The sequence below is a fragment of the Amycolatopsis sp. La24 genome (assembly GCF_029087445.1).
GTDB classification, from domain to species: Bacteria; Actinomycetota; Actinomycetes; order Mycobacteriales; family Pseudonocardiaceae; genus Amycolatopsis; species Amycolatopsis nivea.
Map to the genome: position 1 here is coordinate 66,753 of NZ_JARACH010000020.1, position 22,599 is coordinate 89,351.

Here is a 22,599-nt window from a genome sequence, read left to right on the forward strand (position 1 = left end):
CGGATAGCGTGAACCGGAACGCATTCCGGTTGACCTTACCCCTGGAGGATCCCGTCATGCCCGCACGGCATTGGTTCGTCACCGGCGCTTCCGGCGGTCTGGGCCGCCACCTGGTCGAGGAGGCGCTCCGGCGCGGCGAGCACGTCACCGCGACGGTCCGGCGGCCCGACGCGTTGCCGGAGTCGCCGCGGCTCACCGTGGAGCAGCTCGACCTGACCCGTCCGGCCGACGTCGCCGCTGCGGTCGAGCGGACGGTGCGGCGGCGGCCGGTGGACGTGGTCGTGAACAACGCGGGCTATGCCGTCGTGGGCGCGGCCGAGGAGATGGCGCCCGAGCAGATCCGGGACCAGATCGAGGTGCTGCTGCTCGCCCCGATCCTGATCACCCGCGCGTTCCTCGGCCCGATGCGCGAGCGGGGCGGCGGCCGGATCCTCCAGATCTCCAGCATGGGCGGGCAGATCGGCTCGCCGACGCACAGCGCGTACCACGCGGGGAAGTGGGGTCTGGAGGGGTACACCGAGAGTGTCAGCCGGGAGGTGGCTGAGTTCGGCGTCCACCTGACGCTGGCACAGCTCGGCGGGACCCGGACCGGCTTCGCGTCCGCGTTGCGCTACACCGCCGAAACGGCTCCCTATCGCGACAGCGCGGTCGGCCGGACCCGCCGATACCTCGAATCCCTCGACGACAGCGACCTCCCCGGCGACCCGGCCAAGATCGCCGCGCTGCTCTACGAGACCACCCTCCGGCCGGACCCGCCGCTGCGCCTCTCCCTCGGCTCGGACACCTACGAAGCCGTCCACAATGCACTGACTGAACGGCTGAACGTCCTTGAGTCGCAACGGGAAACGGCCGCGTCGGTCGCCTTCTGACTACATCCCCACCGACTGCGTCTCCGGCTCGATCAGGCCCACGACGCGCACCTGCTCGCGCGTGTAGGGCTGTCCGATGTACTTCTTCGCCACCTCGTCGACGATCTCCCACGCCGGATCGCCCTCGATCCATTCGGCCACCCGGCCGCGGATGATGATCGGCTCGAACGGGTTGTCCGGCGGGGTAAGGGAAATCGCCACGCGGGGGTCGCGGCGGAGGTTGCGGGCCTTGCGGCTGTCCGGGCCGGTGAGGAAGACGATCCGGTCGCCGCGCGTGCCGATCCACACCGGGACGACGTGCGGCGACCCGTCCGGGAGCACGGTCGCGAGGTGGGCGATCGGGGTGCCGTCGAGGACGCGGCGGACTTCGGGGTTCAGCATGGGGATTCCTTTCAGCGGAGGATTTCGTAGTGAAGGTGGGTGACGCCGGGCGCCGGGACGGCCTCGACCAGCCGCAGCCGCACGTGTTCCGGCAGCTCGCCGAAGAAGCTCCGCCCGCCGCCCAGCAGGATCGGCACCTGGTGGAGCACGACTTCGTCGACCAGCCCGGCCTTGATCGCCTCGGTGACCAGAACGCCGCCCATGAGCGCGACGTCCTTGTCGCCGGCCGCCGCCCGCGCGCCTTTGACGGCTTCTTCGACGCTGGTCGTCTGGGTCTGCGCCTCGCTCAGTTCCGGCACCGGCTGGTGGCTGACCACGAACAGGGGAGCGGTCGGATGCGGACCACTACCGCCGAAGTGGCTTGAGTGGTCGTACGTCGCGTGCCCGACCACGGTCGCCCCGACGCGCGCCGCGAGCGAGTCGAAAACCTGGGCGCTGGGCTCGGAAAGCTTGAACCCGTCGAGGACCTTGCTGGGCGTGTCGCCGGTGAAGTACCAGTCGAACAGCGCACCGGCGTCGCCGAGCCCGCTCCCGACCTCGTCGGCCCCTTCCTCGCGGCGGCCGCTGATGTACCCGTCCACCGAAACGGACAGGGCACTGAACACTTTGTTCATGACGCTCCTTAGTAGTCGCTCAGAGAGCCTGGGGAAAGTCGAAAAGGCGCTGCGGGTCGACGCTTTTCTTGACCGCGGCGAGCCTGGCGCGGTTGCCCGCGTGATACGCGCGGCTCGGATCATCCAGCGCGAGATCGGGAAAGTTCGGATAAACCCGGCCGGACCCCTCCGCGTGCGCGGCAGTCCACGCCTCGTCCACCCACGGATCGCCCGGGTCGCCGGCCTGCTCCAGCAAGTACCGCTCGCCCCGGTGGGCGAACGCGGTGTCCTCCTCCGCGACCCGGTTGTACGCCCCGCCCATCGCGGTGAACGCCAGCCGCCGGTTCCCGCCGAGACCCTGTAGGAGCTCGCCCGCGGTCCGCTCGGACATCGTGCGCGCGAAGAACTCCGACCGGACGCGGCGGGTTTCCGGGGCGGGATCCACCACGCTGAATGTCGGCTTCACCATGCTGTAGGGAACATCCAGTCGGATGTCTATTGCATACAGAACACCAGCCCGCGCGGTGAACTCCCGGAGCAGCCCCTCCGTCTCCGCGGGCGGCAAGGTGGAGATGCCGAAGAGCGTCACGCGTCCCGCTTGGACGGCGAGGTTCACGGTCAGCCCGTCCGGGGCGTCGGGTGCCCAGTCCTGCCAGGTCTGGACGAGGTTTCCGTCCGTCCAGTTCCCTTCGATCCGGCAGACCGACGGCTCCGGCACCGTCGCGAACCGCAACTCCGTGACGATCCCGAACTGCCCGCCGCCCGCGCCGCGCAACGCCCAGAACAAGTCGGTTTCCCGGTGCTCCGAACACTCCACGACGCTCCGGTCGGCGAGCACCACCTGCGCGCCGACGAGCCGGTCGCAGGTCAGCCCGTACTGGCGGCCGAGCAGCCCGATGCCGCCGCCGAGCGTCAGCCCAGCGATGCCGACAGTGTCGCCGCACCCGGCTGGGAGCGTCCGGCCGCGCTCGTGCAGCGCCGCGTACACCGGTCCAAGCTGAGCGCCCGCCCCGATCGTCGCGATGCCAAGGTTGTCGACCGCGATCCGGTCCATTCCGGACAGATCCGCCACGATCCCGTCGGCCGGGCACCGGTCCACGAAGCAATGCCCGCCACCGCGCGGCACCACGCGACGGCCGGTGGCGGCCGCGTAATCCAAGGCTTGGACGACGTCGGCGACCGAATGGCACCGGAGGACGTCTCGCGAGGTCTGGTCGATCACGGAGCTGACGCTACGGGCCGGGGGAGTGCCGTTCTTGAACAAAACGCGCACGCGCGGCTCAGTCGCGGAGGGTCTGAGACGGCAACTGCCCGTACCGCTCCCGGTAGGCCGCCGCGAAGCGGGGCACGTGCCCGAACCCCCAGCGGAACGCGATATCGGCGACCGACAGCCCGTCGCCCGGCTCGGCGTTCCGCAGGTCTTCGTGCGCTCGGGAAAGCCGCACGCGGCGCAGGTACTCCATCGGCGTGAGCCCGAGGTGCTCGGCGAAAGCGGCTTGCAGGGACCGGACGCTGGTCCCGGCGACCCGGGCGAGGTCGGAGACCGTGTGCGCGGCGGCGGGGTCGGCGTCGATCACGTCGACAACGCGCGACAGCAGGCGGGGCCGCGCCGGGCGGGCGGCGCCGCGGAGGAGGCGGTCGGAGAAATTGTTGGGCTGGGCGGCGAGGAGCTGCCCGACGACGAGTTCTTCGAGCGGGCGCAGGACCAGGTCGGGGGCGTCGGAGTCGACGGCGTCGCGCAGCAGCATGACGGCGCGGAGCCAGTTGCGGCCGGGCCCGTCGGCGAGGTCGAACCCGATGGAGAAGTGCACCGCCTCGTCCGGCGGGCAGCCGAGCACGCCCTCGACGGTCCGCTCGACCACCTGCCTGCTCACTTTGACCGCGAGCTGGGCGCAGTCGGCGCTCCAGCGCATGCCCGATTCCTCGGTCGGGGTGAGCACTGCCGCCCGCCCCGGGCCGGATTCGATCTCGTCGGGTCCGCACTGCGAGAGGGTGTGCCCGCGGAGCGGGACGTTGATCTCGTAGTAGGAGTGCAGCCGGCCGGGGCGGACCACGACCTCGGTGCCGTGCCGGATGTCGGCGATGGTGAGGCCGTCGGTGCGCCGGGCCCGGAGCGCGACGTCGAGGTCCGCCCCGGGGCCGGCCACCTCGAGGGTGTGCGTGCTGAACACCTCGGAGATCTCCCGCTGGGCCTCGTCCCGGTCGGCGGTGCGCACGACGTCGGTGGCCCACCTCGGCGAAGTCCGGGGGAGCGGCCGGTTCGGTGTCGCGGTCATGGTGATCACCTGACGCAGTCGTCGTTGTCCACGTGGTGACGGGGCGCGGTTCAGAGTGCCCCGGAGAGGAAGGCGCCCGCAAGCGCGGCGAAGGCGGCGGCGTGTTCGATCTGGACCCAGTGCCCGCAGCGGGCGAACACGTGCAGCTGGCTGTTCGGGATGAGGTCGAGCAGTCGATAGCTGGTCGACGGCGGGATGACCTGGTCGTCGCGGCCGTGCACGAGCAGCGTTTCGTGCGGCAGCGCGGCGATGGCTTCCTCGGGGACGGCCATGGCCGCGACCTTCTCCTGCCGCGGGGCCGGGAACATGGCCGCGTACGCCTCGTGCACGCCCGGCCGGGTCGCGGCGCGGTAGCGGAGTTCGGCGAGTTCGTCGGTGGCGTACCGGGGGTCGTGGGCGAACACGTCGAGCAGGCGGCGCATGTTCTCCACCGACGGTTCGAAGCCCCAGACCGCCTCCAGCCCCGGGGTGATCGGGAAGTGCACGCCGACGCTGCCCATCAGCACGAGCCGGTCGACCCGGTCCGGATGCCGGGCGGCGAGCCGCAGCGCCAGCGAGCCGCCGAAGCTGTTGCCGACCACCGACACCCGGTCGAGGCCGAGCGCGTCGAGGAAGCCGACGAGGTGGTCCAGCCAGCTCTCGGCGTCGTAGGAGGCGTCTTCCGGGCGTTCGGTGTAGCCGAAGCCGAGGATGTCCGGCGCGAGGACCCGATGCCGCTTCGCGAGCTCGGGCAGGACGAGACGCCAGTTCGCCCACGCGGACACGCCGGGGCCAGAGCCGTGGATCAGCAGCACCGGATCGCCGGAGCCTTGGTCGTGATAGTTCGTCGCGACGCCGTGCACGTCGACCCTCAGTCCGATCTCGGGTGATTCTTCGGTCATCGCGAACTCCTTTTTCCATTGCGTCAGTGGTCGGCTGTCGCGAATCTGACACGCGCGAGAACCGCTGGGCAACGGCTTGCGTGCGGTAGCGCACAAATGCTTGCGCGAACCGGATCAGGCTCGCGCGCAACGGATCGAACCGGGCCCGGGAGCCCGCCTACAGTCCGTCGGACAGCGCGAACGAATCGACTCGACGACGAGGCGGCGGTGCCGATGAGCGACCAACCGGAAGTCTCCGGCGCGGTGCGGATCCTTCCCGCCGGCGTGCGCCTGACTGTCCACAACGGAGAGTCGATCGTGGACGCGGTCCGCAGGCACGGCTACCGGACGCGCTACTGCTGCCGCCGGGGCGGATGCCGCGCCTGCAAGGCCGATCTGGTCGAGGGCCAGGTCCGCTATCCCGTCCCGGTCGCCGAATCCGCGCTCAGCGCGGAGGAGCGCGCCGCGGGCAAATGCCTTCCCTGCCGGGCACGGCCCGAGGGCGAGGTCGTCGTCCGGCTGTCCGAAAAGGACGCTTTGACGCGGGTCTTCGGAGCTTTCCGGCCCGCCAGCTGAAAACCGGGAGCGAACATGGGTGTGATCAGACTCGGGTACGTCCACGTGCGAGTCACCGATTTGCCGGGCTCGGCCGAGCACTACCGCGAAACGCTCGGCATGGACCAGGTCGCCGAGCGGGACGGGCGGCTCTACCTCAAGTCCTGGGACGAGCACGACCATCATTCGGTCGTGCTCGAGGAGGGCGGCGTCGGCCTGGTCAAACTGGGCTACAAGGTCGAGAAGTCCGGCGATCTCGACGAGTTCGAGCGCCGGGCGGCGTCGTTCGGCGTCCGGGTCGAGCGGATGGGCAAGGGTGACAACGAAGGCGTCGGCGACGGATTGCGGCTCACCTTGCCGTCCGAGCACACGCTTGAGCTGTACAGCGACGTCGAGTACCTCGGCAACGCGACCGGGAACTGGAATCCCGACCCCTGGCCGCGTTCGGGACTGCGCGGCATCGGCGTGCCGCGTCTGGACCACACGCTGATCACCACCGAGGACCCGGCGCTGCTGGAACGGTTCTTCTCCGAGGTCCTTGGCTTCCGGGCGGCGGAACGGCTGGTCGGCGGCGCGGACAACGACGAACTGGTCGGCTCGTGGATGTTCTGCGGCGAACAGCCGCACGACATCGCGTTCGTGAAGGGGGAGCAGGGAAAACTGCACCACTTCGCCTACCACGTCGACGACTGGAACACCCTGCTGCGCGCGGGCGACCTGTTCTCGATGCACGACGTGCCCATCGACTTCGGGCCGGCGCGGCACGGCATCACCCGCGGCGAGACGATCTATTTCTTCGACCCGGCGGGCAACCGCAACGAGGTCTTCGCGGGCGGCTACCGCACCGGCCCGGATTTCCGCACGATCACCTGGACGATGGACAAGGCCGCGCAGGGCATCAACTACACCCACCGCGAACTCGACCCCGACTTCCTCAACGTCGTGACCTGACCGGAGAAACGACATGACCACTATGCGCGCACCGGGCAACGCGAAACGGCTCCGCACGGTTCTGGGCGAGTTCTCGACCGGCGTCACCGTCGTCACCTATCGCGATGCCGACGGGCAACCGCGCGGCGCGACGATGAACTCGTTCACGTCGGTGTCGATGGATCCGCCGCTGGTCCTCGTGTCCGTGGCACGGCAGGCGCGGGCGTGCGAAGGCTTGACCGGCAACGAGTTCACGGTCAACATCCTCGCCGCCAACCAGCTCGACGTCGCCCTGCACTTCGCGGGAAAACCGCGGAACGGCGCGGTTTCCTGGCACGAACCGGAAACCGGCCCGCCGCGGCTGACCGGTGCGGCGGCGTGGCTGCAATGCCGGCCGTGGCGCACGTACGACGGCGGCGACCACGTGCTGGTGCTCGGTGAGGTCGCCTGCCACGACGCCCGCCGGCTCGAACCGTTGACGTTCCACCGCGGCGAATTCCGCCGCTCCGGCCTGAAACTGCCGCAGCTGCCGCGCACGGCGGCCTTCGCCGGGCGGCCCGCCTGCGCGTGGGTCGGCCGCGTGCACGAACTGCATGCCCTGTCCGACGCAGGGAACTGCGGCGAACCGCTCGACATCTGACCTTCGAACGAACTGGAGAACACCGTGAAAGTCACGTACTTCCAACAGGTTCCGTACCGGCACCTGGCCGAGGACTTCGAGCAGCGGTTCGAATCCGTCATCACGACGCCGTACCACGAAGTCACCGAACCGCAGCACGTAGCCGCCGCGTTCCGCGAAGCGATGGACGAGCTGATGCACGCCGCCCGCGCGGGATTCGACGGTCTCGCCGTCACCGAGCACGGCCAAAGTTCCTACGACATGGCACCGAACCCCGACATCATCGAGGCCGCCCTCGCCTACGCCACCGAGGCCGAGAACATCGAGACGGCGATCTACCCGGTCGGCCGGTCGCTCGGCAAGAGCCGGGAACCGCTGCGGGCGGCCGAGGAGCTGGCGATGCTCGACTGCATGTCGAACGGCCGCCTGGTCACCGGGTTCCCGGTCGGCCTCGCCTATGACGCCAACCTCAACAACGGCGTCGCTCCCGCGCAGACCCGGCAGCGGTTCGACGAGAACCTCGAACTGGTGCTGAAGGCGTGGACGCACCAGGGCGGCCCCTTCCCGTGGAACGGCAGGTTCGGGCAGTACCCCGGCGTCAACCTCTGGCCGCGCCCGCTGCAGCAGGCCCCGCATCCGCCGGTGTGGATCACCGGCATCGGCAACCCGCGCACCATGCAGATGACTCTGGAACGGGAATTCGGGTTCAACTACTTCGGCTGGTTCGGCCTGAAAGTCACCGGCCGCCGGATCTTCGACCGGTTCTGGGAAATCGCCGACCGGCTCGGCAAGGACGCCAACCCGTACCGCCTCGGCTTCATGCAGACCGTGTGCGTCGCCGACACCGACGCGAAGGCCGAAGCGCTGTATGCGAAGCACGCGGAGTACTTCTTCCGCAAAGGCATCGGCTCGATCCCGATGGAGCGGCTCGCGCTGCCCGGCGGCATCGACATCCGCGGCGTCGAAGCGATCATGCGCGACCCCGGCGACTTCGGCATCTACAGCAAGATGCGCACCGCCACTTTCGCCGAACTGGTCGACGCGGGCTCGGTGATCTGCGGTTCGCCGGACACCGTCGCCGAACAGCTGCTCGCCTACGCGCGGGAATACCGCATCGGCAACCTGCACGCGATGCTGCAGTTCGGCTCCATGCCGCACGAACTGGCGAAGGACAACATCGACCTGTTCGCCAGCGCGGTCATGCCGCGGTTGCAGGAGCTGTGGACCGAAGAGGGCTACCGGCACCACTGGTGGCCCGAACGACTCGGCGGCACGCCGCTGGCCGATTCCGCCCGCCTGACAGGAGCCCTCGCATGACCAGCACCCTCGACCTCACCGAAAAGACCGTCGACGTCTGGGGCGGCGAGATCCAGCTCCGGGTCAAGGTAACGGGCCAGGGCCCCGGCCTGGTCTACCTGCACCCGGCCGCCGGGCTCGCGTGGGATCCGTTCCTGGAGCGCCTCGCGCAGGACTTCACCGTCTACGCTCCCGAATTCCCCGGCACCTCGCCCGCCGATCCGTACGCCGTCCACAAGGTCGACGATCTGTGGCAGCTCGTGCTCATGTACGAGGAGGCGATCCGGAAACTGGAAATCGGCACGCCAGTCCTCATGGGACAGTCGTTCGGCGGGATGCTCGCCGCGGAACTGGCCGCCGCCTACCCCGACCGGTTCGCGAAACTGGTCCTGCTCGACCCGATCGGCCTCTGGCGCGACGAGCATCCGGTCGCGAACTGGATCGCCGCCCCGCCCGCCGCGCTGCCGGAGCTGCTGTTCGCGGATCCCGAAGGCGACGCGGCGAAGGCGATGCTGACCCCGCCCGAAGATCCCGAGGAGGCGATCGCGGCGGGTGCGGGCCTGGTGTGGGCGCTGGGCTGCACCGGCAAGTTCGTCTGGCCGATCCCGGACAAAGGCCTCGAACGGCGCCTGCACCGGATCAGCGCGCCGACCCAGATCGTCTGGGGCGAGCAGGACAAGCTGATCCCGGCGGTCTACGCCGACGAGTTCGCCGCCCGGATCACCGGCAGCAAGGTCGCGATCGTGCCCGGCGCGGGACACATTCCGCAGGTCGAAGCCACGGACGCGACCTTCGCCTTGGTGGACGGATTCCTGCGCTGATTCGCCACGGGGTGGTGCGGGCCTCCGAGCCGGCGCCACCCCGGATCCGTTTTACGCCGCAATGCGCACTAATTCCGTCTCCTCGCCGTCCTTTCGCTCCGATACGCCCGATTCGCCGGACCGCGGGTCGCTAGCGGAAGCACGACGGAAACATTCCGGTAACACCGCCCGGTTAACTTCCAGCGGCCGGGCGATGAGACGAGGAGTGTCTGAGGCGTGGTCGATACCGGAAGCACGGCGTGGTTGCTGGGCAGTGCGGCACTGGTGATGCTGATGACGCCCGGCCTCGCGTTGTTCTACGGCGGGATGGTGCGCGCCCGGAGCGTGCTGAACGTGATGGCGATGACGTTCGTCTGTCTCGCCACCGTCGGCCTGATCTGGGTGTTCTACGGGTATTCGCTCGCGTTCGGACCCGATTGGTTCGGCGGGCTGCTCGGCACTCTGCGGCTGGCCGGGCTGCACGGGCTCGCCGAGCAGACGGTCGGGCCCGCGGGGAACCAGGTGCCGCTGTACGCGTTCGTGGCCTTCCAGATGATGTTCGCGGTCATCACGGTCGCGCTGCTGGCCGGCGCGATCGCCGAGCGGGCCCGGTTCTGGACGTGGACGGTGTTTTCCGTCGTCTGGACCACCCTCGTGTACATCCCGGTGGCGCACTGGGTTTTCGCTCCCGACGGCTGGATCGCGGCCAAGCTGCACGTGCTGGACTTCGCCGGCGGCACCGTCGTCGAGGTGAACTCCGGTGCGGCCGCGCTGGCGCTGGCGCTCGTGCTCGGCAGGCGGCACGGCTGGCCGAAACAGGCGGTCCGGCCGCACAACCTCCCGTTCGTGATGTTCGGGGCCGGGTTGCTGTGGTTCGGCTGGTTCGGGTTCAACGCCGGGTCCGCGCTGGTCGCGAAGGGGTCGGCGGCGACGTCGTTCCTGAACACCACCGTCGCGGGGGCGGCCGCGGTGCTGGGCTGGCTGCTGGTCGAGCAGTTCCGCGACGGGAAGCCGACCACCCTCGGCGCCGCGTCCGGTGCGGTGGCCGGGCTGGTCGGGATCACGCCCGGCTGTGCTTACGTCGAACCGCTCGGCGCGGCCGCGATCGGGATCGTGGCCGGGGTCGTGTGCTCGTTCGCGGTGAGCCTCAAGTACAAGTTCGGCTTCGACGACTCCCTGGACGTGGTCGCGGTGCACGGGCTCGGCGGCTTCGCCGGGACATTGCTGATCGGTCTTTTCGCGACCGCAGGCGTGGCTCCCGGCGGCGTGAACGGCCTGTTCTACGGCGGCGGCCTCGACCAGCTGTGGCGCCAAGCGGTCGGAACTCTGGCGGTACTAGGGTATTCGCTGGCAGTGACCCTCCTGCTCGGCTGGGTCATGCACAAGTTCATGGGATTCCGGATCGACCGCGAAGCCGAGATCGACGGCGTCGACGAGGCCGAGCACGCCGAAGGGGCGTACGAGCTGGCAGTCCAGTCCGGACGCCGGGGCAGCGCGCTCGCCGGCGGACCGGGATCGCACCGGCCCGCGCGCGAGGAGACCCGATGAAGCTGCTGACCGCCGTGGTCAAGCCGTTCGTGCTGGACGACGTCCGGATCGCCCTGCAGGAGCTGGGCATCGCCGGGATGACGGTGAGCGAGGTCCGCGGCTACGGCAGGCAGAAGGGCCACACCGAGATCTACCGGGGCGCGGAGTACGAGGTCGACTTCATCACCAAGTACCGGCTGGAGATCCTGCTCGACGACGACCAGGTCGACGCCGCGCTGCGGACCGTGCTGGACACCGCGCACACCGGCAAGATCGGCGACGGCAAGATCTGGGTGACCCCGGTGGAGACGGTCGTGCGCGTCCGCACCGGGGAGCGTGGTCGCGACGCGCTCTAGGCCTCCGCTACCAGGGTTTTCAGCGGCCGCGCCAGGTCCGCCGCGTTCTCCGGCGCGATGGTCTTCCCGGCGGCCAGCGCGCGTTTCACCGCCATGAAGTCGCCCGGCCGGTTGACCGCGTCGGCCGCGATGAGCGACCCGGCGCGGTAGTACAGGACGGTCAGTCCGCCGTCGCCGCCTGCCGGAGGTTGAGCACCTCGACCGGTTCGTCCTCGGCCCGGTAGCCGGACAGAATGTCGTGCTGGGCATGGAAAAGCTCGGCCAGCTTGGTCCGGTCGGGCGCGTCCATGCCGTCGATGCCAACCGGCACGAAGGACTCAGCGCGATCTCGCCGCCCGGGCCGTCCTGGCTGTCCAGTGTGGTCACCGCCAGCGCGGGCTGGCTGGGCACCCGCACCGTGCGCAGCGTCGCTCGCACCCCGCCGGACTCGGCGACCTGCGTGCTGGCGTCGGGATTCGCCGCCATCACGTTCTCCAGCCATTCGGTCGGCCCGTCCGGAGCCACCCGGCGCAGCGCGGCCCGCGCCGCAGCGTTGAACCGCCGCTGCCCGCCACGATGGTCGGTCAGGACCAGTGCGTCGTCGCGCACGTCGACTGCCGTTTCGAGGTGATCGCGTTCCCGGAGAAGGGTTTCCTGCCGGAGGAGCCCGCTCAGCACCACCCCACGACCCGCCCCAGCGCCGTCGCGACGGCCAGGTCCTCGTCGGAGGAGAGCGCCCCCGCGTCGCGATCGGCGAAGTTGAGCGTGCCGACGATCTCGGCCCCCGCGACGATCGGCGTCTCCAGCACCATCCGCCAGCCGTGCAGCGACATGACTTCGCGGTACACCGGATGCTCGGTCCAGCGGTCCTGGCTCATCAGGCGCGAACTGTGCGCCGCCTGGTTCGCGGTGAGACATTGCCGCAGGACCGGGTCGCGCTCGCGGCCGAGCTCCTCGTACCGGGACAGAAAGACGTCGCTGGCCCCTTCGGTAGCCCGGCTGACCGGCGCGCGGTTACGCGGATCGCGTACGTAGATGGCGAACGAACGCGAGGACAGCAGCTGCGGCACCGCGCGCATGTAGCAGTCCTGCAACTCGGCGACGTTCGCCGCGGCGGCCAGCGAGTCGACGACCGCGACGAGCGCCGGGGACGCCACACCGGGGCGAGCTGGTCCGGTCATCCAAGACCTCCTCCGGATCGTTCTTCCCGCCCGCGCGGTGGGGTTGCGGCCTGCGAACGGGGCCACAGTGAACCATCCCGGGCATCCCTCGTAGGAGGGAATCGCCTGGTCGTGGCGGGTGGAATGGGTGCTTGGCCGGGCCGCCGGGCCCGTGGCACGGCAGGCTGGGGGCGGGTCGGCCCGCCGTCGGGGCGGATGGCTGGGCTCGGCGGCGCCGGATGTGCGGGCGGCGGGTCGCGGGCGAGTCGGCCCGTCGTCGGGAGTGCGTGGCTGGGCTCGGCGGGGGTCGGATGTGCGGGTGGGGTCGGCCTGCCGTCGGGAACGGGTGGTTGGGCTCGGCGGGGGTCGGATGTGCGGGCGGGGTCGGCCCGGCATCGGGAGCGGGTGGCTGCGCTCAGCGGGTTCGGATGTGCGAGCGGCGGGTCGGCCGATGTCCGGAGCGGGCGGGCCTGGGCGAAGGTGGTCCTTCGAGATCCCACCCAGCAGCGATTGCCCGCAGCCCATGCTCCGCTCACCCGCGCAACGGCGACCGCCCGCGGCCCTCGAGAAACGGCGTGTAAGAAGCGGAATGATCGTGCCCGCACGCACACCGGTCGAGATCGCCCCCGAGGAGCTGCCTCGGCGTGACCCCGGTCAGCCGGAGACATTCCCGGCTGAGATGCGCCTGGTCGGCATACCCCGCGTCGACGGCCAGCCCCGCCGTCCCGTCCGCACCCCGCCGCCCGCTCGCGACCGCCCCGGACTGGGCCAGCGCCAGAAACCCTTGGAACCGCAACGTCCGCTGAAGCACCTTCGGACTCGTCCCGACCGTGTGCAGACACCTCCGCCGCAACTGGCTCGCCGACAACGCCAAGTGCGCGGCAACCGCGTCCACGCCGACCGGTTCCCACGGCATCAGCACCCGCACCGCTTCCCGGATGAGCGGATCCAGCCCGCCTGCCCTGCGGTACTCCCGCAGCAGATGCGCCTGCAACGCGGCAAGCCCCGCCTCGGGCGTCGGAGCGACCGCCACGGCCTCCACCAGCCGATCCACGACCCGCCCCCACACGTCAGCCAGCCCGACGCACTGGTCAGCGAGTTCGTCGAGCCCCGCGGGCAGGGGAGGAGCCGCCCCCGGCCGGAACCGCACCCCGACGACCGTCGTATGCGCCGGAATAACCTCGACCTGCGGCCCGGTCAACGGCCCGAGCAACTGCGGACGCCCACCGACCGGGAAGTGAATCTCGACCCCGCCCGCAGGCAAATGCCGCTGCACATACGGGACGTCGCCGGTGCGCTGGATCCACACCGTGCGCACCACCGCACTCAGACCCGGCACCGGCGGACGCTCCACATACGCAGTCACCCTCGTACCGAAGCGCCCCACCAGCCGCGCGTCAAGCACGGACACACTGTGCCCCTATGTCTGGCGCAGTTTTTCCAGATAGTCACCTAGTGCGGCAAGCATTCCCCGGCTGGCGGTTCGCTCCTCCGCGGCACGACAACACCGGCTCGGCATCCGCATCGCGGGGAGTCCGCCCACAGCGCATCCGATCCTCGCCGACGCGGCGACTGCCGACCGGAAGACCGAAGATCGCCAACTGCCGCCCGGCGGACTGGCGGCCAAAGGCTGCCGACTAGGAGACCGCCAACGGACGACAGCCGACCGGCGGACTGTCGACCGAAGGCAGGCGACCGGAGCCAGGCGACCAGTGGACTGTCGACCGAAGACACGCGACCGAAGACAGCCGACCAGTGGACTGACGACCGAAGACAGGCGACCGGCGGACTGTCGACCGGCAGACCGCAGACCGCAGATCCCAGACCGAAGACCGAAGACCGAAGACCGCCCACCGTCGACCGGCAGACCCCCGACGAAATACTGCATACAAAATCCTGCCGAACAAAGACCGTCCGCAGGATCCGGCTCAGATGTACCCGCACATGTCCATCGCCGCGACCACCTTCCGGAACCCCGCGATATTCGCCCCGCTCACGTAATCCCCGGCCACCCCGTGCTCGTCGGCCGTCTCGAGGCACGTCCGGTGAATGTCGGTCATGATGTCCCGCAACGTCCGGTCAGTGCGCTCGAACGTCCACCGCTCCCGCGCCGCGTTCTGCTGCATCTCCAGCGCGGACACCGCGACCCCGCCGGCATTCGCGGCCTTCCCCGGCCCGACCGCCACCCCGGCCTCGCGGAAGATCTGCAGCGAACCGGGCGTGCACGGCATGTTCGCGCCCTCCGCGACAGCCCGGACGTTGTTCTTCACCAGCCGCAATGCGGACTGCTCGTCCAGCTCGTTCTGCGTCGCGCACGGCAACGCCAGGTCACACGGCACATCCCACGGCGTGCCGTCGGTGACGTACTTCGCCGACGGCACATGGTCGACGTACTCGGAAAGCCGCCCGCGCCGCGCGACCTTCAGCTCGTGCAACAGCTCCAGGTCGATCCCGCGCGGATCATGGATGTACCCGCCCGAATCCGAGCACACAACCGGCTTCGCGCCGAGCTCCTGAAGCTTCGCGATCGCGTGGTAGGCGACATTGCCCGACCCGGACACCACCGCGGTGCGGCCGGAGAACGAGTCGTCGCGCGCGCCGAGCATCGCCTCGAGGAAGTACACCGTCCCGTATCCGGTGGCCTCCGGCCGCGCCGGAATGCCGCCCAGCAACGGGTTCTTGCCGGTGATCGTGCCCGCGTCGTACCGGTTGGTGAGCCGCTTGTACTGGCCGAACAGGTACCCGATCTCGCGTCCGCCAACGCCGATGTCGCCCGCCGGGACGTCGGTCTCCGGGCCGATGTGCCGGACCAGTTCGGTCATGAACGCCTGGCAGAACCGCATGATCTCGCCGTCGCTGCGGCCGGCCGGGTCGAAGTCGGACCCGCCCTTGCCCGCGCCGATGCCGAGGCCGGTGAGCGCGTTCTTGAAGATCTGCTCGAAGGCGAGGAACTTGACCGTGCCGAGCGTGACGTCGCCGCGGAAGCGCAGCCCGCCCTTGTACGGCCCGAGCGCCGAGCTGAACCCGACCCGGAACCCGCGGTTGACGTGCACCGCGCCCGCGTCGTCGGTCCAGACCACCCGGAACATCACCTGCCGCTCCGGCTCGCACAGCCGCTCCAGCATCGCCGCGTCGCGCAGGGCCGGATCCCGCTGCAGCGCGGGCCGGATCGCTTCCAGCACTTCGAAGACGGCCTGGTGGAACTCCGGCTCGGCCGGGTTCTTCCGGACGATCTCCTCGTACACTGCGCGCGATGTCTGGTCGAGAGCCATCCGCCGATGATGCCGTCCGAATGCCGGATTTCGCACCCCAGACGGGGTTTGCGAGGTTAGGGGTGACCAGACTCACGCATCGAGCACTACATCCGCAGTGGGTATCGCCTGACAGGAAAGGCACTGGTCAGCGGGCAGATCGTCGGCGATCGCGACCAGGTGCGCGACCGTTCCGCCCAGCACCGTCACGGCGCAGCTCTCGCACTGCCCGAGCCGGCATCCGCTGGGCAGCGCGACCCCGGAAGCCTCGGCGAACCGCAGCAGGTCCCCGTCGCCCGCCCGCCAGGTGGCCTCGCGGCCGGACCGCGCGAACCGCACGGTGGCTGTCGCGTCGTCCGGGATGTGGACCGGCGCGGGCGCGGCGTGGAACTTCTCGGTGAAGATGTCGAAGCGCGGCACGCCCCGCTCCACCAGCCCGGCGGTCAGCTCGTCCAGCATGCTTTCCGGACCGCACAGGTAGAACCGGGCCCGCCGCCGGATCAGCTCGGCGTCGACGCGGTCGGCGGTGATCCGGCCGGTGAAATCGCAGGACTCCTCCGGACCAGGACGGCTGTAGTGGTCCACGATCTGGACAGAGGGCAGCCGAGCCGCGAACCCGGCGATGCGCTCGCGGAACGCGTGCCGGGAGCGGTCGCGACTGCCGTGGTGCAGCACGATCTCCGGCGCGGACGCGGGTTCGAGGGATTCCAAGTAGCTCAGAAACGGCGTGATCCCGATCCCGGCCGCCAGCAGCACGATCGGCCGCGAATGGACAGTCGGCAGCGCGAACCCGCCGGAAGGAGCCGTGACCAGCAACCGGGTTCCGGGCTCAAGCCGGTCATGCACAGCGGGCGAGAACTGCCCGCCCGGCACCCGCCGCACCGCGATCGCGTACCCGCCGTCGGCGGCTTTCGCCGACCCGGTCAGTGAGTAACTGCGGGTCAGCCCCGGCGCGTCCGGCCACGCGACGGTGATGTGCTGCCCGGCCCGGAACTCCGGCACCGCGCCGCCGTCCACCGGCTTGAGCCGCACCGACCGGATGTCCTCGGTCTCCAGCTCCGCCCGCTCGACCGCGAACTCCCGCTGCCCGGTCCACGGCTCGGGCTCGTCCGGCCGGACGTCGCAGAACGTCGACCGCAACGGCACCGACCCGCTCACCGGATCATGGGCGTCGTCGCCGACGAGCAGGTTGTAGTTGGTCCCGCCGTCCTCGAGCGGGTGCGAACCGGGCAGCGCGAGGTCAGGAGCCGGCTGCCACCAGCCGTACTCCGCCACGACCACGTCGCGGTGCAGTGCGGGATCGATTCGCGCGCGCATCCGGACGTCTGCTGAGGCCGTCGTGATGCGGACCCACTGCCCGTCCTCAATCCCGCGCTCCGCGGCGATTTCCGCGCTCAGGTTGACGGCCGGTTCGGGAGAACGCTTGCGCAGCGACGAAATCCCGCGATGCTGGCTGTGACAGAAGTATCCGTTCTTTGCACAGGTCAGCACCAGAGGATGCCGAGCATCCGGGACCGGCGGCTCGGCAGTCGGAACCGCCGGGTAGCCGTGCTCGGCGAGCCGTTCGGAATACAGCTCGACCCGGCGAGTCGGCGTCGCAAACCCAGTCACCGCGCCATTTTCCGCAAGATCGGCGTATTTGCGATATTCAGTTTGCAACGGCAGATCGACGCCGCCGGGCTGTTCGCGCAACTGCGCGGCAGTGAGGCCGAGCGGGGCCAGTTGGTGATCCCAGCCGTCCTCGATGCGGCCGTCGAAGAAGTCCGCGCCCATCCCGAGCCGTCCGGCCAGTTCGAACACGACCTCAGTGTCCGAACGCGACTCACCGATCGGATCGGTCATCCTCGGCCGCAGCTGCACGTGTTCCTGCGCCGCCTGGCTGATCTCGAAACCGGCCTTGACCGCCTCGTGCTCCCACGGCGTCTGAACCGGCAGCAGCAGGTCGGCGAAGCGCGCGGTCGGATTCTCGAACAGATCGAGATGCACCGCGAATTCCAAGCGCCGCAATGCTTCCGCGGTACGGTTCGGGTCCGGTTGCGACAGCAGAAGATTCCCGCCGAAGGAAACCAGGGCCCTTACCGGATAAGGCTTTTCTTCGAGGACCGCGCGGCAGAAGTTCCGTGCAGTCACCCAGCCCTGGTCCGGCGGACCGAGCGGGAACTCTTGCAGGCCAAGCGCTTTCGCTCGCTGCTCAGGCGCGAGCTGGTCCGCCGACGTGACCGGCGCGACCGCGAGCTTCGGAAGCACGACGTTGCCGCCGGGGGAGTCGTAGCTGCCGGTGAGCGCGTAGAGCGTGGCAATCGCGCGCTCGGTCTGCGTCGCGTTCGCGTGCTGCCCGACGCCCGACCAAGCCGCATACGTCACGGACTTCGCCTCGGCAAGGTCGGCCGCGAAGGCTTCGATCGCCGGGGCTTCGACGGTCGTCACGGCTTCGGTCCGATCGAGCGGCCACGCGGCACAGGCGTGCGCGTAATGCTCGAGCGCGGGCACGCAATCGACCGGGCCGGCCAGCGTGCGCACCCGATGTTTTCCGTGCAGGGCAAACCTTTCCGGCCCGCTTGCTGGATAATTCGTGTCGTACGGCTCTGCTTGCCCGGCGACCTCGTCCCACACCACGAACCCGGCCGCGCCGGGATCGATTTCCGCTGCCCGGAGAAACCGGCCCGTGTCGGTGCGGACCAGCAACGGAGCGTTCGTCCACGACCGCACGAAAGCCTCGTCGTGTCCGCGACGTTCGAGCAACTCCCGCGCGACGCCGAGCGCGAGCGCGCCGTCCGTGCCCGGCCGGACCCGGAGCCAATGCTCAGCCCGCACCGCGCTGGCCGTCTGCCGCGGATCGACGACGGCCAGCTTCGGCGTGCGAGCCTCAGCCAACGCGGCGGACTGAGCGAGCCACGCCTTGGCCGGATTGTGTCCCCACAGCACCGCGAATTCCGTACCCGCGTAATCCGGGGCGGGCAACGCCGAGCCGAACGTGAACGCGTGCGCGTAATCCTTGTGCCAGTTGCAGATTTCGGTTGCGTACAGCGTATTGGGGCTGCCGAAAAGCCGGATGAACCGCTCGACCCAGTCGATCGAGTCGGACATCGGCGTGCCGCTGGGGGAGGTGACCGAGAACGCGACAGCCTCGGCCCCGCTGGTCGCGCGGATGCCGCCGAGCCGTTCGGCGATCTCGGACAGCGCTTCGTCCCAGCTGATCTCGCGCCAGCGCGGATCCGGATCGGACTTCGGCGTCGTGCGGCGCAACGGCCGGCGCAGCCGCTCGGGGGAGTGCACCAGTTCCGGCGCGGCACGGCCCTTCGGGCACAACGCGGCACCCGTCGGGTGTGCCGGATCCGGCCGGACGCCGCGCAGCGCGCCGTTCTCGACCGTGTAGACCGCGCCGCAACGCGACCGGCACAACGTGCAGTAACCCCGGATCTCAGGCATTAGTTACTCCTTAGTAACCGGCTACCGGTTACTCCTGTACCCTGCTGGACCTAGGCGGGCGAAGTCAAGCCCGGGGAAGCGGAGGTGCGTCCCGTGACGCAGCTGCAGCGCACTAACCTGCGCGAACAAGTGCTCGAAGTGGTGCGGCAGGCGATGGTGACCGGCGAACTGCGTCCCGGCGACATCTATTCGGCCGCCGCCCTCGCGACGCGGCTGGGCGTGTCGAGCAGCCCGGTGCGCGAGGCGTTGCTGACGCTGGTCAACCAGGGTCTGCTGGAACCCGTCCGCAACCGGGGCTACCGGGTCGTCGCGATCACCGAACGCGACCTGGACGAGATCTACGAGATGCGGGTGCTGCTGGAGGTCCCGGCGACGCTGTCCGCCGGGGCGGCCGCCGGTCCGGACGACCTCGCCCGGCTGGACGCGCTGGCCGGTGAGATCGAGTCCGCAGCCGACGCAGGTGATGTCGCGCGGTTCCTGGAGGCGGACCGCCGGTTCCACCTCGATTTGCTGGCCCTCGCCGGAAACGGGCGGCTGATCGACGCCATCGCGACGTTGCGCGACCAGACGCGGTTGTACGGCTTGGAAAAGCTCGCCGAGCGCGGCCGGCTGGCGGATTCGGCGCGGGAACACCGGGAGATGCTGGCGACGATCGCGGAGCGGGATTGGACTCGGCTGGAGGACCAGGTCCGGGCGCACTTGAAACACGTCAGGGCCGAATGGGCGGCTGACTGAACGAGGGTGCGCTGGATCAGGTCAGGTGCCGCAACACCGCCGCCACCGCGGGCCGCGGATCGCCCGGGTGGGTCGCGGTGATGTTCCACGTCGGGCCGCCGCGCGTGAACCGGCGGCCGGTGAGGTCGGGAAACTGCGCGGCGACGGACACCGGGAGCACGCAGCCGCCGAGATCGTGCCGGACCAGTTCCGCCGCGGCGGACGCGTCGGTGACCTCGTGCACGACGGTCCGGCGCACCCGAGCCGACTGGAACGTCCGGTCGGTGGCCTCCCGGATCGCCCAGCCCGGCGCGAAATCGACCACCGCGGTACCGGCGGCTTCGGCGGCCGACACCGGCCGGTCCGCTGCTCCGTCGCCGGCCGCGGTGACCAGCACCATCTCCTCCCGCCGGACCGGTCGGCTGACCAATCCGTCGCTCGGGGCGCACCCCGCGACGGCGACCATGATGTCCACAGTGGACGTCACGACCGCCTCGCGGAGCTGATGCGGCGGCGCGGTCCGCACCAGCACTCGCACGCCGGGATGGTCCCGGCGCAACGCGCTCAGCGCCCGGTGCGGTTCCGGCCACGCCCCGGGCATGACCCCGATCCGGACCTCGCCGGTGATCTCCCAGCGCGCCCGGTCGACGGTGGCCCGAGCGTGGCTGGCCGCCTCGAGCGCCGCTCGCGCCGCCGGGAGAAACGCTTTGCCCGCAGGCGTCAGCGCGACCCGGTGGGTGTTGCGCTCGAACAGTTCGGTGCCCAGATCGCGTTCGAGCGCACGGACCACAGTGGACACTGTCGACTGCACGGTATGCAGCCGACGCGCGGCAGCGGTGAACCCGCCCTCCTCGGCCACCGCCACGACGGTTTCCAGCTGCCGCAGGTCCATCCGTCCTCCTGGGTTCGTCTTTGAACCACTCCGGTCGTAGTACTACGCGTGTTACGCGCTGGTCCCGGCGAGCACCTCGCGCACCAGCCGCGCGGTTTCGCTCGGCGTGCGCCCCACCCGGATCCCGGCCGCCTCGAGTGCTTCCTTCTTGGCCGCCGCCGTCCCGGAGGACCCGGACACGATCGCGCCCGCGTGTCCCATGGTTTTGCCTTCGGGAGCGGTGAATCCCGCGACGTACCCGACGACCGGCTTCCGGACGTTCTCCCGCACGTACGCCGCCGCGCGCTCCTCCGCGTCGCCGCCGATCTCGCCGATCAGCACGATCACGTCGGTGTCCGGGTCCTTTTCGAACGCCTCGACCGCGTCGATGTGCGTGGTGCCGATGACCGGGTCGCCGCCGATGCCGATGCAGCTGGAGAAGCCGATGTCGCGGAGTTCGTGCATGAGCTGATAGGTGAGCGTTCCGGACTTCGACACCAGCCCGATCCGCCCCGGGCCGGTGATGTCGGCGGGAATGATCCCGGCGTTCGACAGCCCGGGGGAGATGAGCCCGGGACAGTTGGGCCCGATGATCCGGGTGCGGCTGTCGCGCGCGTGCGCCCAGAACGCGGCGGAGTCGTGCACCGGCACGCCCTCGGTGATCACCACTGCGAGCCCGATGCCCGCGTCGACCGCTTCGAGGACCGCGTCCTTCACGAACGGCGGCGGCACGAACAAGACCACTACATCCGCACCGGTCTCCGTCATGGCCTCAGCGACGCCACCGAAGACCGGCAGTTCGTGTCCGTCAAGGGAAACCGTCTGCCCGGCCTTGCGCGGATTCACCCCGCCCACGACATTCGTGCCCGCGGCCAGCATCCGGCGGGTGTGCTTCGTCCCTTCCGCGCCGGTGATGCCGGAAACGAGGACCCGGCTCGTGCTGTCGAGGAAAATCGCCATCGTTCAGCCCTCCGTCCCGGCCGCGAGCTTGGCCGCTTCGCGTGCGGCGTCGTCCATCGTCGCGACGACTGTCACCAGCGGATGCGCAGCCTCGTCGAGGATCCGCCTTCCTTCCGCGACGTTGTTCCCGTCGAGCCGGACCACCAGCGGTTTCGTCGCGCGATCGCCCAGCAGCGCCAGCGCTTTCACGATGCCGTCCGCGACCGCGTCGCACGCTGTGATGCCGCCGAAGACGTTCACGAACACACTGCGCACATCCGGATCCCCGAGGATCACGCCGAGCCCGGCCGACATGATCTCCGCGGACGCCCCGCCGCCGATGTCGAGGAAATTCGCCGGCCCGACCGCGCCCGCGTCGCGCGCCGCGGCAGCCACTACATCCAGAGTGGACATCACGAGCCCGGCGCCGTTGCCGATCACGCCGATGTCGCCGTCGAGCTTCACGTAGTTGAGCCCCTGCTCGGCGGCCTGCTGCTCGAGCGGATCCCCGGTGTCCGCTTCCGCGAACGCCCGATGCCCGGGATGCCGGAACGCGGCGTTGCCGTCCAGCGTGACCTTCCCGTCGAGCGCGACGATCTCCCCGCCGCGCGTGCGGGCGAGCGGATTGACCTCGACGAGCGTCGCGTCCTCGGCGGTGAACACGTCCCACAACCGGACCAGCACCCCCGCCGCTTCGACCGGAAGCCGTGCCGCCGCCGCGATCCGGCGCGCTTTGACGAGGTCGACCCCGACCCGGATGTCGATCGGCACCTTGACCAGCGCCTCCGGCCGGGTCGCGGCGACCTCCTCGATGTCCATCCCGCCCGCCGCCGACGCCATCGCGAGGAAACTCCGGTCGGCGCGGTCGAGGAGATAGGAAACGTAGTACTCCTCGGCGATATCGCTGGCCTCGGTCACGAGGACGCGATGCACGCGGTGCCCTTTGATGTCCATCCCGAGGATCTCGTCGGCAACCGCCGCCGCGTCCTCGGGCCGGGCCGCGAGCTTGACCCCGCCCGCCTTGCCCCGCCCGCCGGTCTTGACTTGCGCCTTGACGACAACCGGCCCGCCGATCTCGACGGCCGCGGCGCGCGCTTCGTCCGGCGTCGCGGCCACGCGGCCACGGGGAACCGGCACGCCGTGCGCGGCGAAGAGGTCGCGCGCTTGGTGTTCCAAGAGGTCCATCGGAATTCC

The 22,599-nt window shown here is 70.1% G+C and carries 23 protein-coding genes; 9 read left to right on the top strand and 14 right to left on the bottom strand.

Going from position 1 to position 22,599, the window contains the following annotated elements:
* Positions 1 to 56: 56 nt before the first annotated feature.
* Entirely contained in the window at positions 57 to 869 is an 813-nt protein-coding gene (locus PUT80_RS20330; RefSeq protein ID WP_275293133.1) for an SDR family NAD(P)-dependent oxidoreductase, read from the top strand.
* Here the strand turns inward: PUT80_RS20330 and PUT80_RS20335 are convergent, their stop codons facing one another.
* From PUT80_RS20335 to PUT80_RS20355, 5 genes are read right to left on the bottom strand one after another with little or no spacing between them, the layout of a single operon-like run.
* Positions 870 to 1,250 carry a PPOX class F420-dependent oxidoreductase gene (locus tag PUT80_RS20335; protein WP_037805805.1) on the bottom strand — a complete coding sequence of 127 codons (381 nt, stop codon included), beginning with the start codon at positions 1,248 to 1,250 and terminating at the stop codon, positions 870 to 872. It lies immediately after the preceding gene.
* 11 nt (positions 1,251 to 1,261) lie between these two features.
* The gene (locus PUT80_RS20340) at positions 1,262 to 1,864 is read right to left on the bottom strand and encodes a dihydrofolate reductase family protein (protein WP_275293134.1); all 603 of its coding nucleotides are present in this window, start codon (positions 1,862 to 1,864) and stop codon (positions 1,262 to 1,264) included.
* Between the two features lie 19 nt (positions 1,865 to 1,883).
* On the bottom strand, positions 1,884 to 3,065 hold the full coding sequence (locus tag PUT80_RS20345) for an FAD-dependent oxidoreductase (RefSeq protein ID WP_275293135.1): 1,182 nt from the start codon (positions 3,063 to 3,065) through the stop codon (positions 1,884 to 1,886).
* A gap of 58 nt (positions 3,066 to 3,123) precedes the next feature.
* Complete coding sequence (locus PUT80_RS20350) at positions 3,124 to 4,119, bottom strand: AraC family transcriptional regulator (protein WP_275293136.1); 996 nt, start codon at positions 4,117 to 4,119, stop codon at positions 3,124 to 3,126.
* Between the two features lie 50 nt (positions 4,120 to 4,169).
* Positions 4,170 to 5,000 (bottom strand): alpha/beta hydrolase, encoded by an 831-nt coding sequence (locus tag PUT80_RS20355; protein ID WP_275293137.1) that lies wholly within the window; start codon positions 4,998 to 5,000, stop codon positions 4,170 to 4,172.
* Between the two features lie 213 nt (positions 5,001 to 5,213).
* Here PUT80_RS20355 and PUT80_RS20360 point away from each other — a divergent pair, with 213 nt between their 5' ends.
* From PUT80_RS20360 to PUT80_RS20390, 7 genes are all read left to right on the top strand, one after another.
* Positions 5,214 to 5,555 (top strand): 2Fe-2S iron-sulfur cluster-binding protein, encoded by a 342-nt coding sequence (locus PUT80_RS20360; protein WP_275293138.1) that lies wholly within the window; start codon positions 5,214 to 5,216, stop codon positions 5,553 to 5,555.
* Positions 5,556 to 5,570: 15 nt separating this feature from the next.
* Positions 5,571 to 6,485, top strand: a complete 915-nt coding sequence (locus tag PUT80_RS20365) for a catechol 2,3-dioxygenase (RefSeq protein WP_037805816.1) — start codon at positions 5,571 to 5,573, stop codon at positions 6,483 to 6,485.
* A 13-nt stretch (positions 6,486 to 6,498) separates the two neighbouring features.
* Positions 6,499 to 7,104 (top strand): flavin reductase family protein, encoded by a 606-nt coding sequence (locus PUT80_RS20370; RefSeq protein ID WP_238605964.1) that lies wholly within the window; start codon positions 6,499 to 6,501, stop codon positions 7,102 to 7,104.
* A 24-nt stretch (positions 7,105 to 7,128) separates the two neighbouring features.
* A complete protein-coding gene (locus tag PUT80_RS20375) occupies positions 7,129 to 8,400 on the top strand; it encodes an LLM class flavin-dependent oxidoreductase (protein ID WP_275293139.1) in 1,272 nt (423 codons plus the stop codon).
* Complete coding sequence (locus PUT80_RS20380; RefSeq protein ID WP_275293140.1) at positions 8,397 to 9,200, top strand: alpha/beta hydrolase; 804 nt, start codon at positions 8,397 to 8,399, stop codon at positions 9,198 to 9,200. The genes PUT80_RS20375 and PUT80_RS20380 overlap by 4 nt, the downstream gene beginning before the upstream one ends.
* A 216-nt stretch (positions 9,201 to 9,416) precedes the next feature.
* The gene (locus PUT80_RS20385; protein WP_134661567.1) at positions 9,417 to 10,727 is read left to right on the top strand and encodes an ammonium transporter; all 1,311 of its coding nucleotides are present in this window, start codon (positions 9,417 to 9,419) and stop codon (positions 10,725 to 10,727) included.
* On the top strand, positions 10,724 to 11,062 hold the full coding sequence (locus PUT80_RS20390; protein ID WP_037805822.1) for a P-II family nitrogen regulator: 339 nt from the start codon (positions 10,724 to 10,726) through the stop codon (positions 11,060 to 11,062). Before PUT80_RS20385 ends, PUT80_RS20390 begins: the two co-directional genes overlap by 4 nt.
* Here PUT80_RS20390 and PUT80_RS20395 read toward each other — a convergent pair.
* From PUT80_RS20395 to PUT80_RS20420, 6 genes are all read right to left on the bottom strand, one after another.
* Complete coding sequence (locus PUT80_RS20395) at positions 11,059 to 11,226, bottom strand: oxidoreductase C-terminal domain-containing protein (RefSeq protein WP_343076892.1); 168 nt, start codon at positions 11,224 to 11,226, stop codon at positions 11,059 to 11,061. The two genes, PUT80_RS20390 and PUT80_RS20395, sit on opposite strands and share 4 nt — an antisense overlap.
* Entirely contained in the window at positions 11,223 to 11,351 is a 129-nt protein-coding gene (locus PUT80_RS20400) for a hypothetical protein (protein WP_275293141.1), read from the bottom strand. The genes PUT80_RS20395 and PUT80_RS20400 overlap by 4 nt, the downstream gene beginning before the upstream one ends.
* 361 nt (positions 11,352 to 11,712) lie before the next feature.
* Positions 11,713 to 12,222, bottom strand: a complete 510-nt coding sequence (locus tag PUT80_RS20405) for a GAF domain-containing protein (protein ID WP_275293142.1) — start codon at positions 12,220 to 12,222, stop codon at positions 11,713 to 11,715.
* 511 nt (positions 12,223 to 12,733) lie between these two features.
* Positions 12,734 to 13,567, bottom strand: a complete 834-nt coding sequence (locus tag PUT80_RS20410; protein WP_275293143.1) for an AraC family transcriptional regulator — start codon at positions 13,565 to 13,567, stop codon at positions 12,734 to 12,736.
* Positions 13,568 to 14,129: 562 nt separating this feature from the next.
* Positions 14,130 to 15,473, bottom strand: a complete 1,344-nt coding sequence (gene gdhA, locus PUT80_RS20415) for an NADP-specific glutamate dehydrogenase (protein ID WP_275293144.1) — start codon at positions 15,471 to 15,473, stop codon at positions 14,130 to 14,132.
* Between the two features lie 72 nt (positions 15,474 to 15,545).
* Positions 15,546 to 18,881, bottom strand: a complete 3,336-nt coding sequence (locus PUT80_RS20420; protein ID WP_275293145.1) for a molybdopterin-dependent oxidoreductase — start codon at positions 18,879 to 18,881, stop codon at positions 15,546 to 15,548.
* A 93-nt stretch (positions 18,882 to 18,974) separates the two neighbouring features.
* Here PUT80_RS20420 and PUT80_RS20425 point away from each other — a divergent pair, with 93 nt between their 5' ends.
* Positions 18,975 to 19,616, top strand: a complete 642-nt coding sequence (locus PUT80_RS20425) for a GntR family transcriptional regulator (RefSeq protein ID WP_275293146.1) — start codon at positions 18,975 to 18,977, stop codon at positions 19,614 to 19,616.
* Between the two features lie 16 nt (positions 19,617 to 19,632).
* Here the strand turns inward: PUT80_RS20425 and PUT80_RS20430 are convergent, their stop codons facing one another.
* The 3 genes from PUT80_RS20430 to sucC are packed head-to-tail and all read right to left on the bottom strand — an operon-like array spanning position 19,633 to position 22,590.
* Complete coding sequence (locus tag PUT80_RS20430; protein ID WP_275293147.1) at positions 19,633 to 20,487, bottom strand: LysR family transcriptional regulator; 855 nt, start codon at positions 20,485 to 20,487, stop codon at positions 19,633 to 19,635.
* A 51-nt stretch (positions 20,488 to 20,538) separates the two neighbouring features.
* Positions 20,539 to 21,426: a succinate--CoA ligase subunit alpha gene (sucD, locus tag PUT80_RS20435; RefSeq protein WP_134661552.1), complete on the bottom strand. Its 888-nt coding sequence runs from the start codon at positions 21,424 to 21,426 to the stop codon at positions 20,539 to 20,541.
* A gap of 3 nt (positions 21,427 to 21,429) precedes the next feature.
* Positions 21,430 to 22,590: an ADP-forming succinate--CoA ligase subunit beta gene (gene sucC, locus PUT80_RS20440; RefSeq protein WP_134661551.1), complete on the bottom strand. Its 1,161-nt coding sequence runs from the start codon at positions 22,588 to 22,590 to the stop codon at positions 21,430 to 21,432.
* Positions 22,591 to 22,599: the final 9 nt, after the last annotated feature.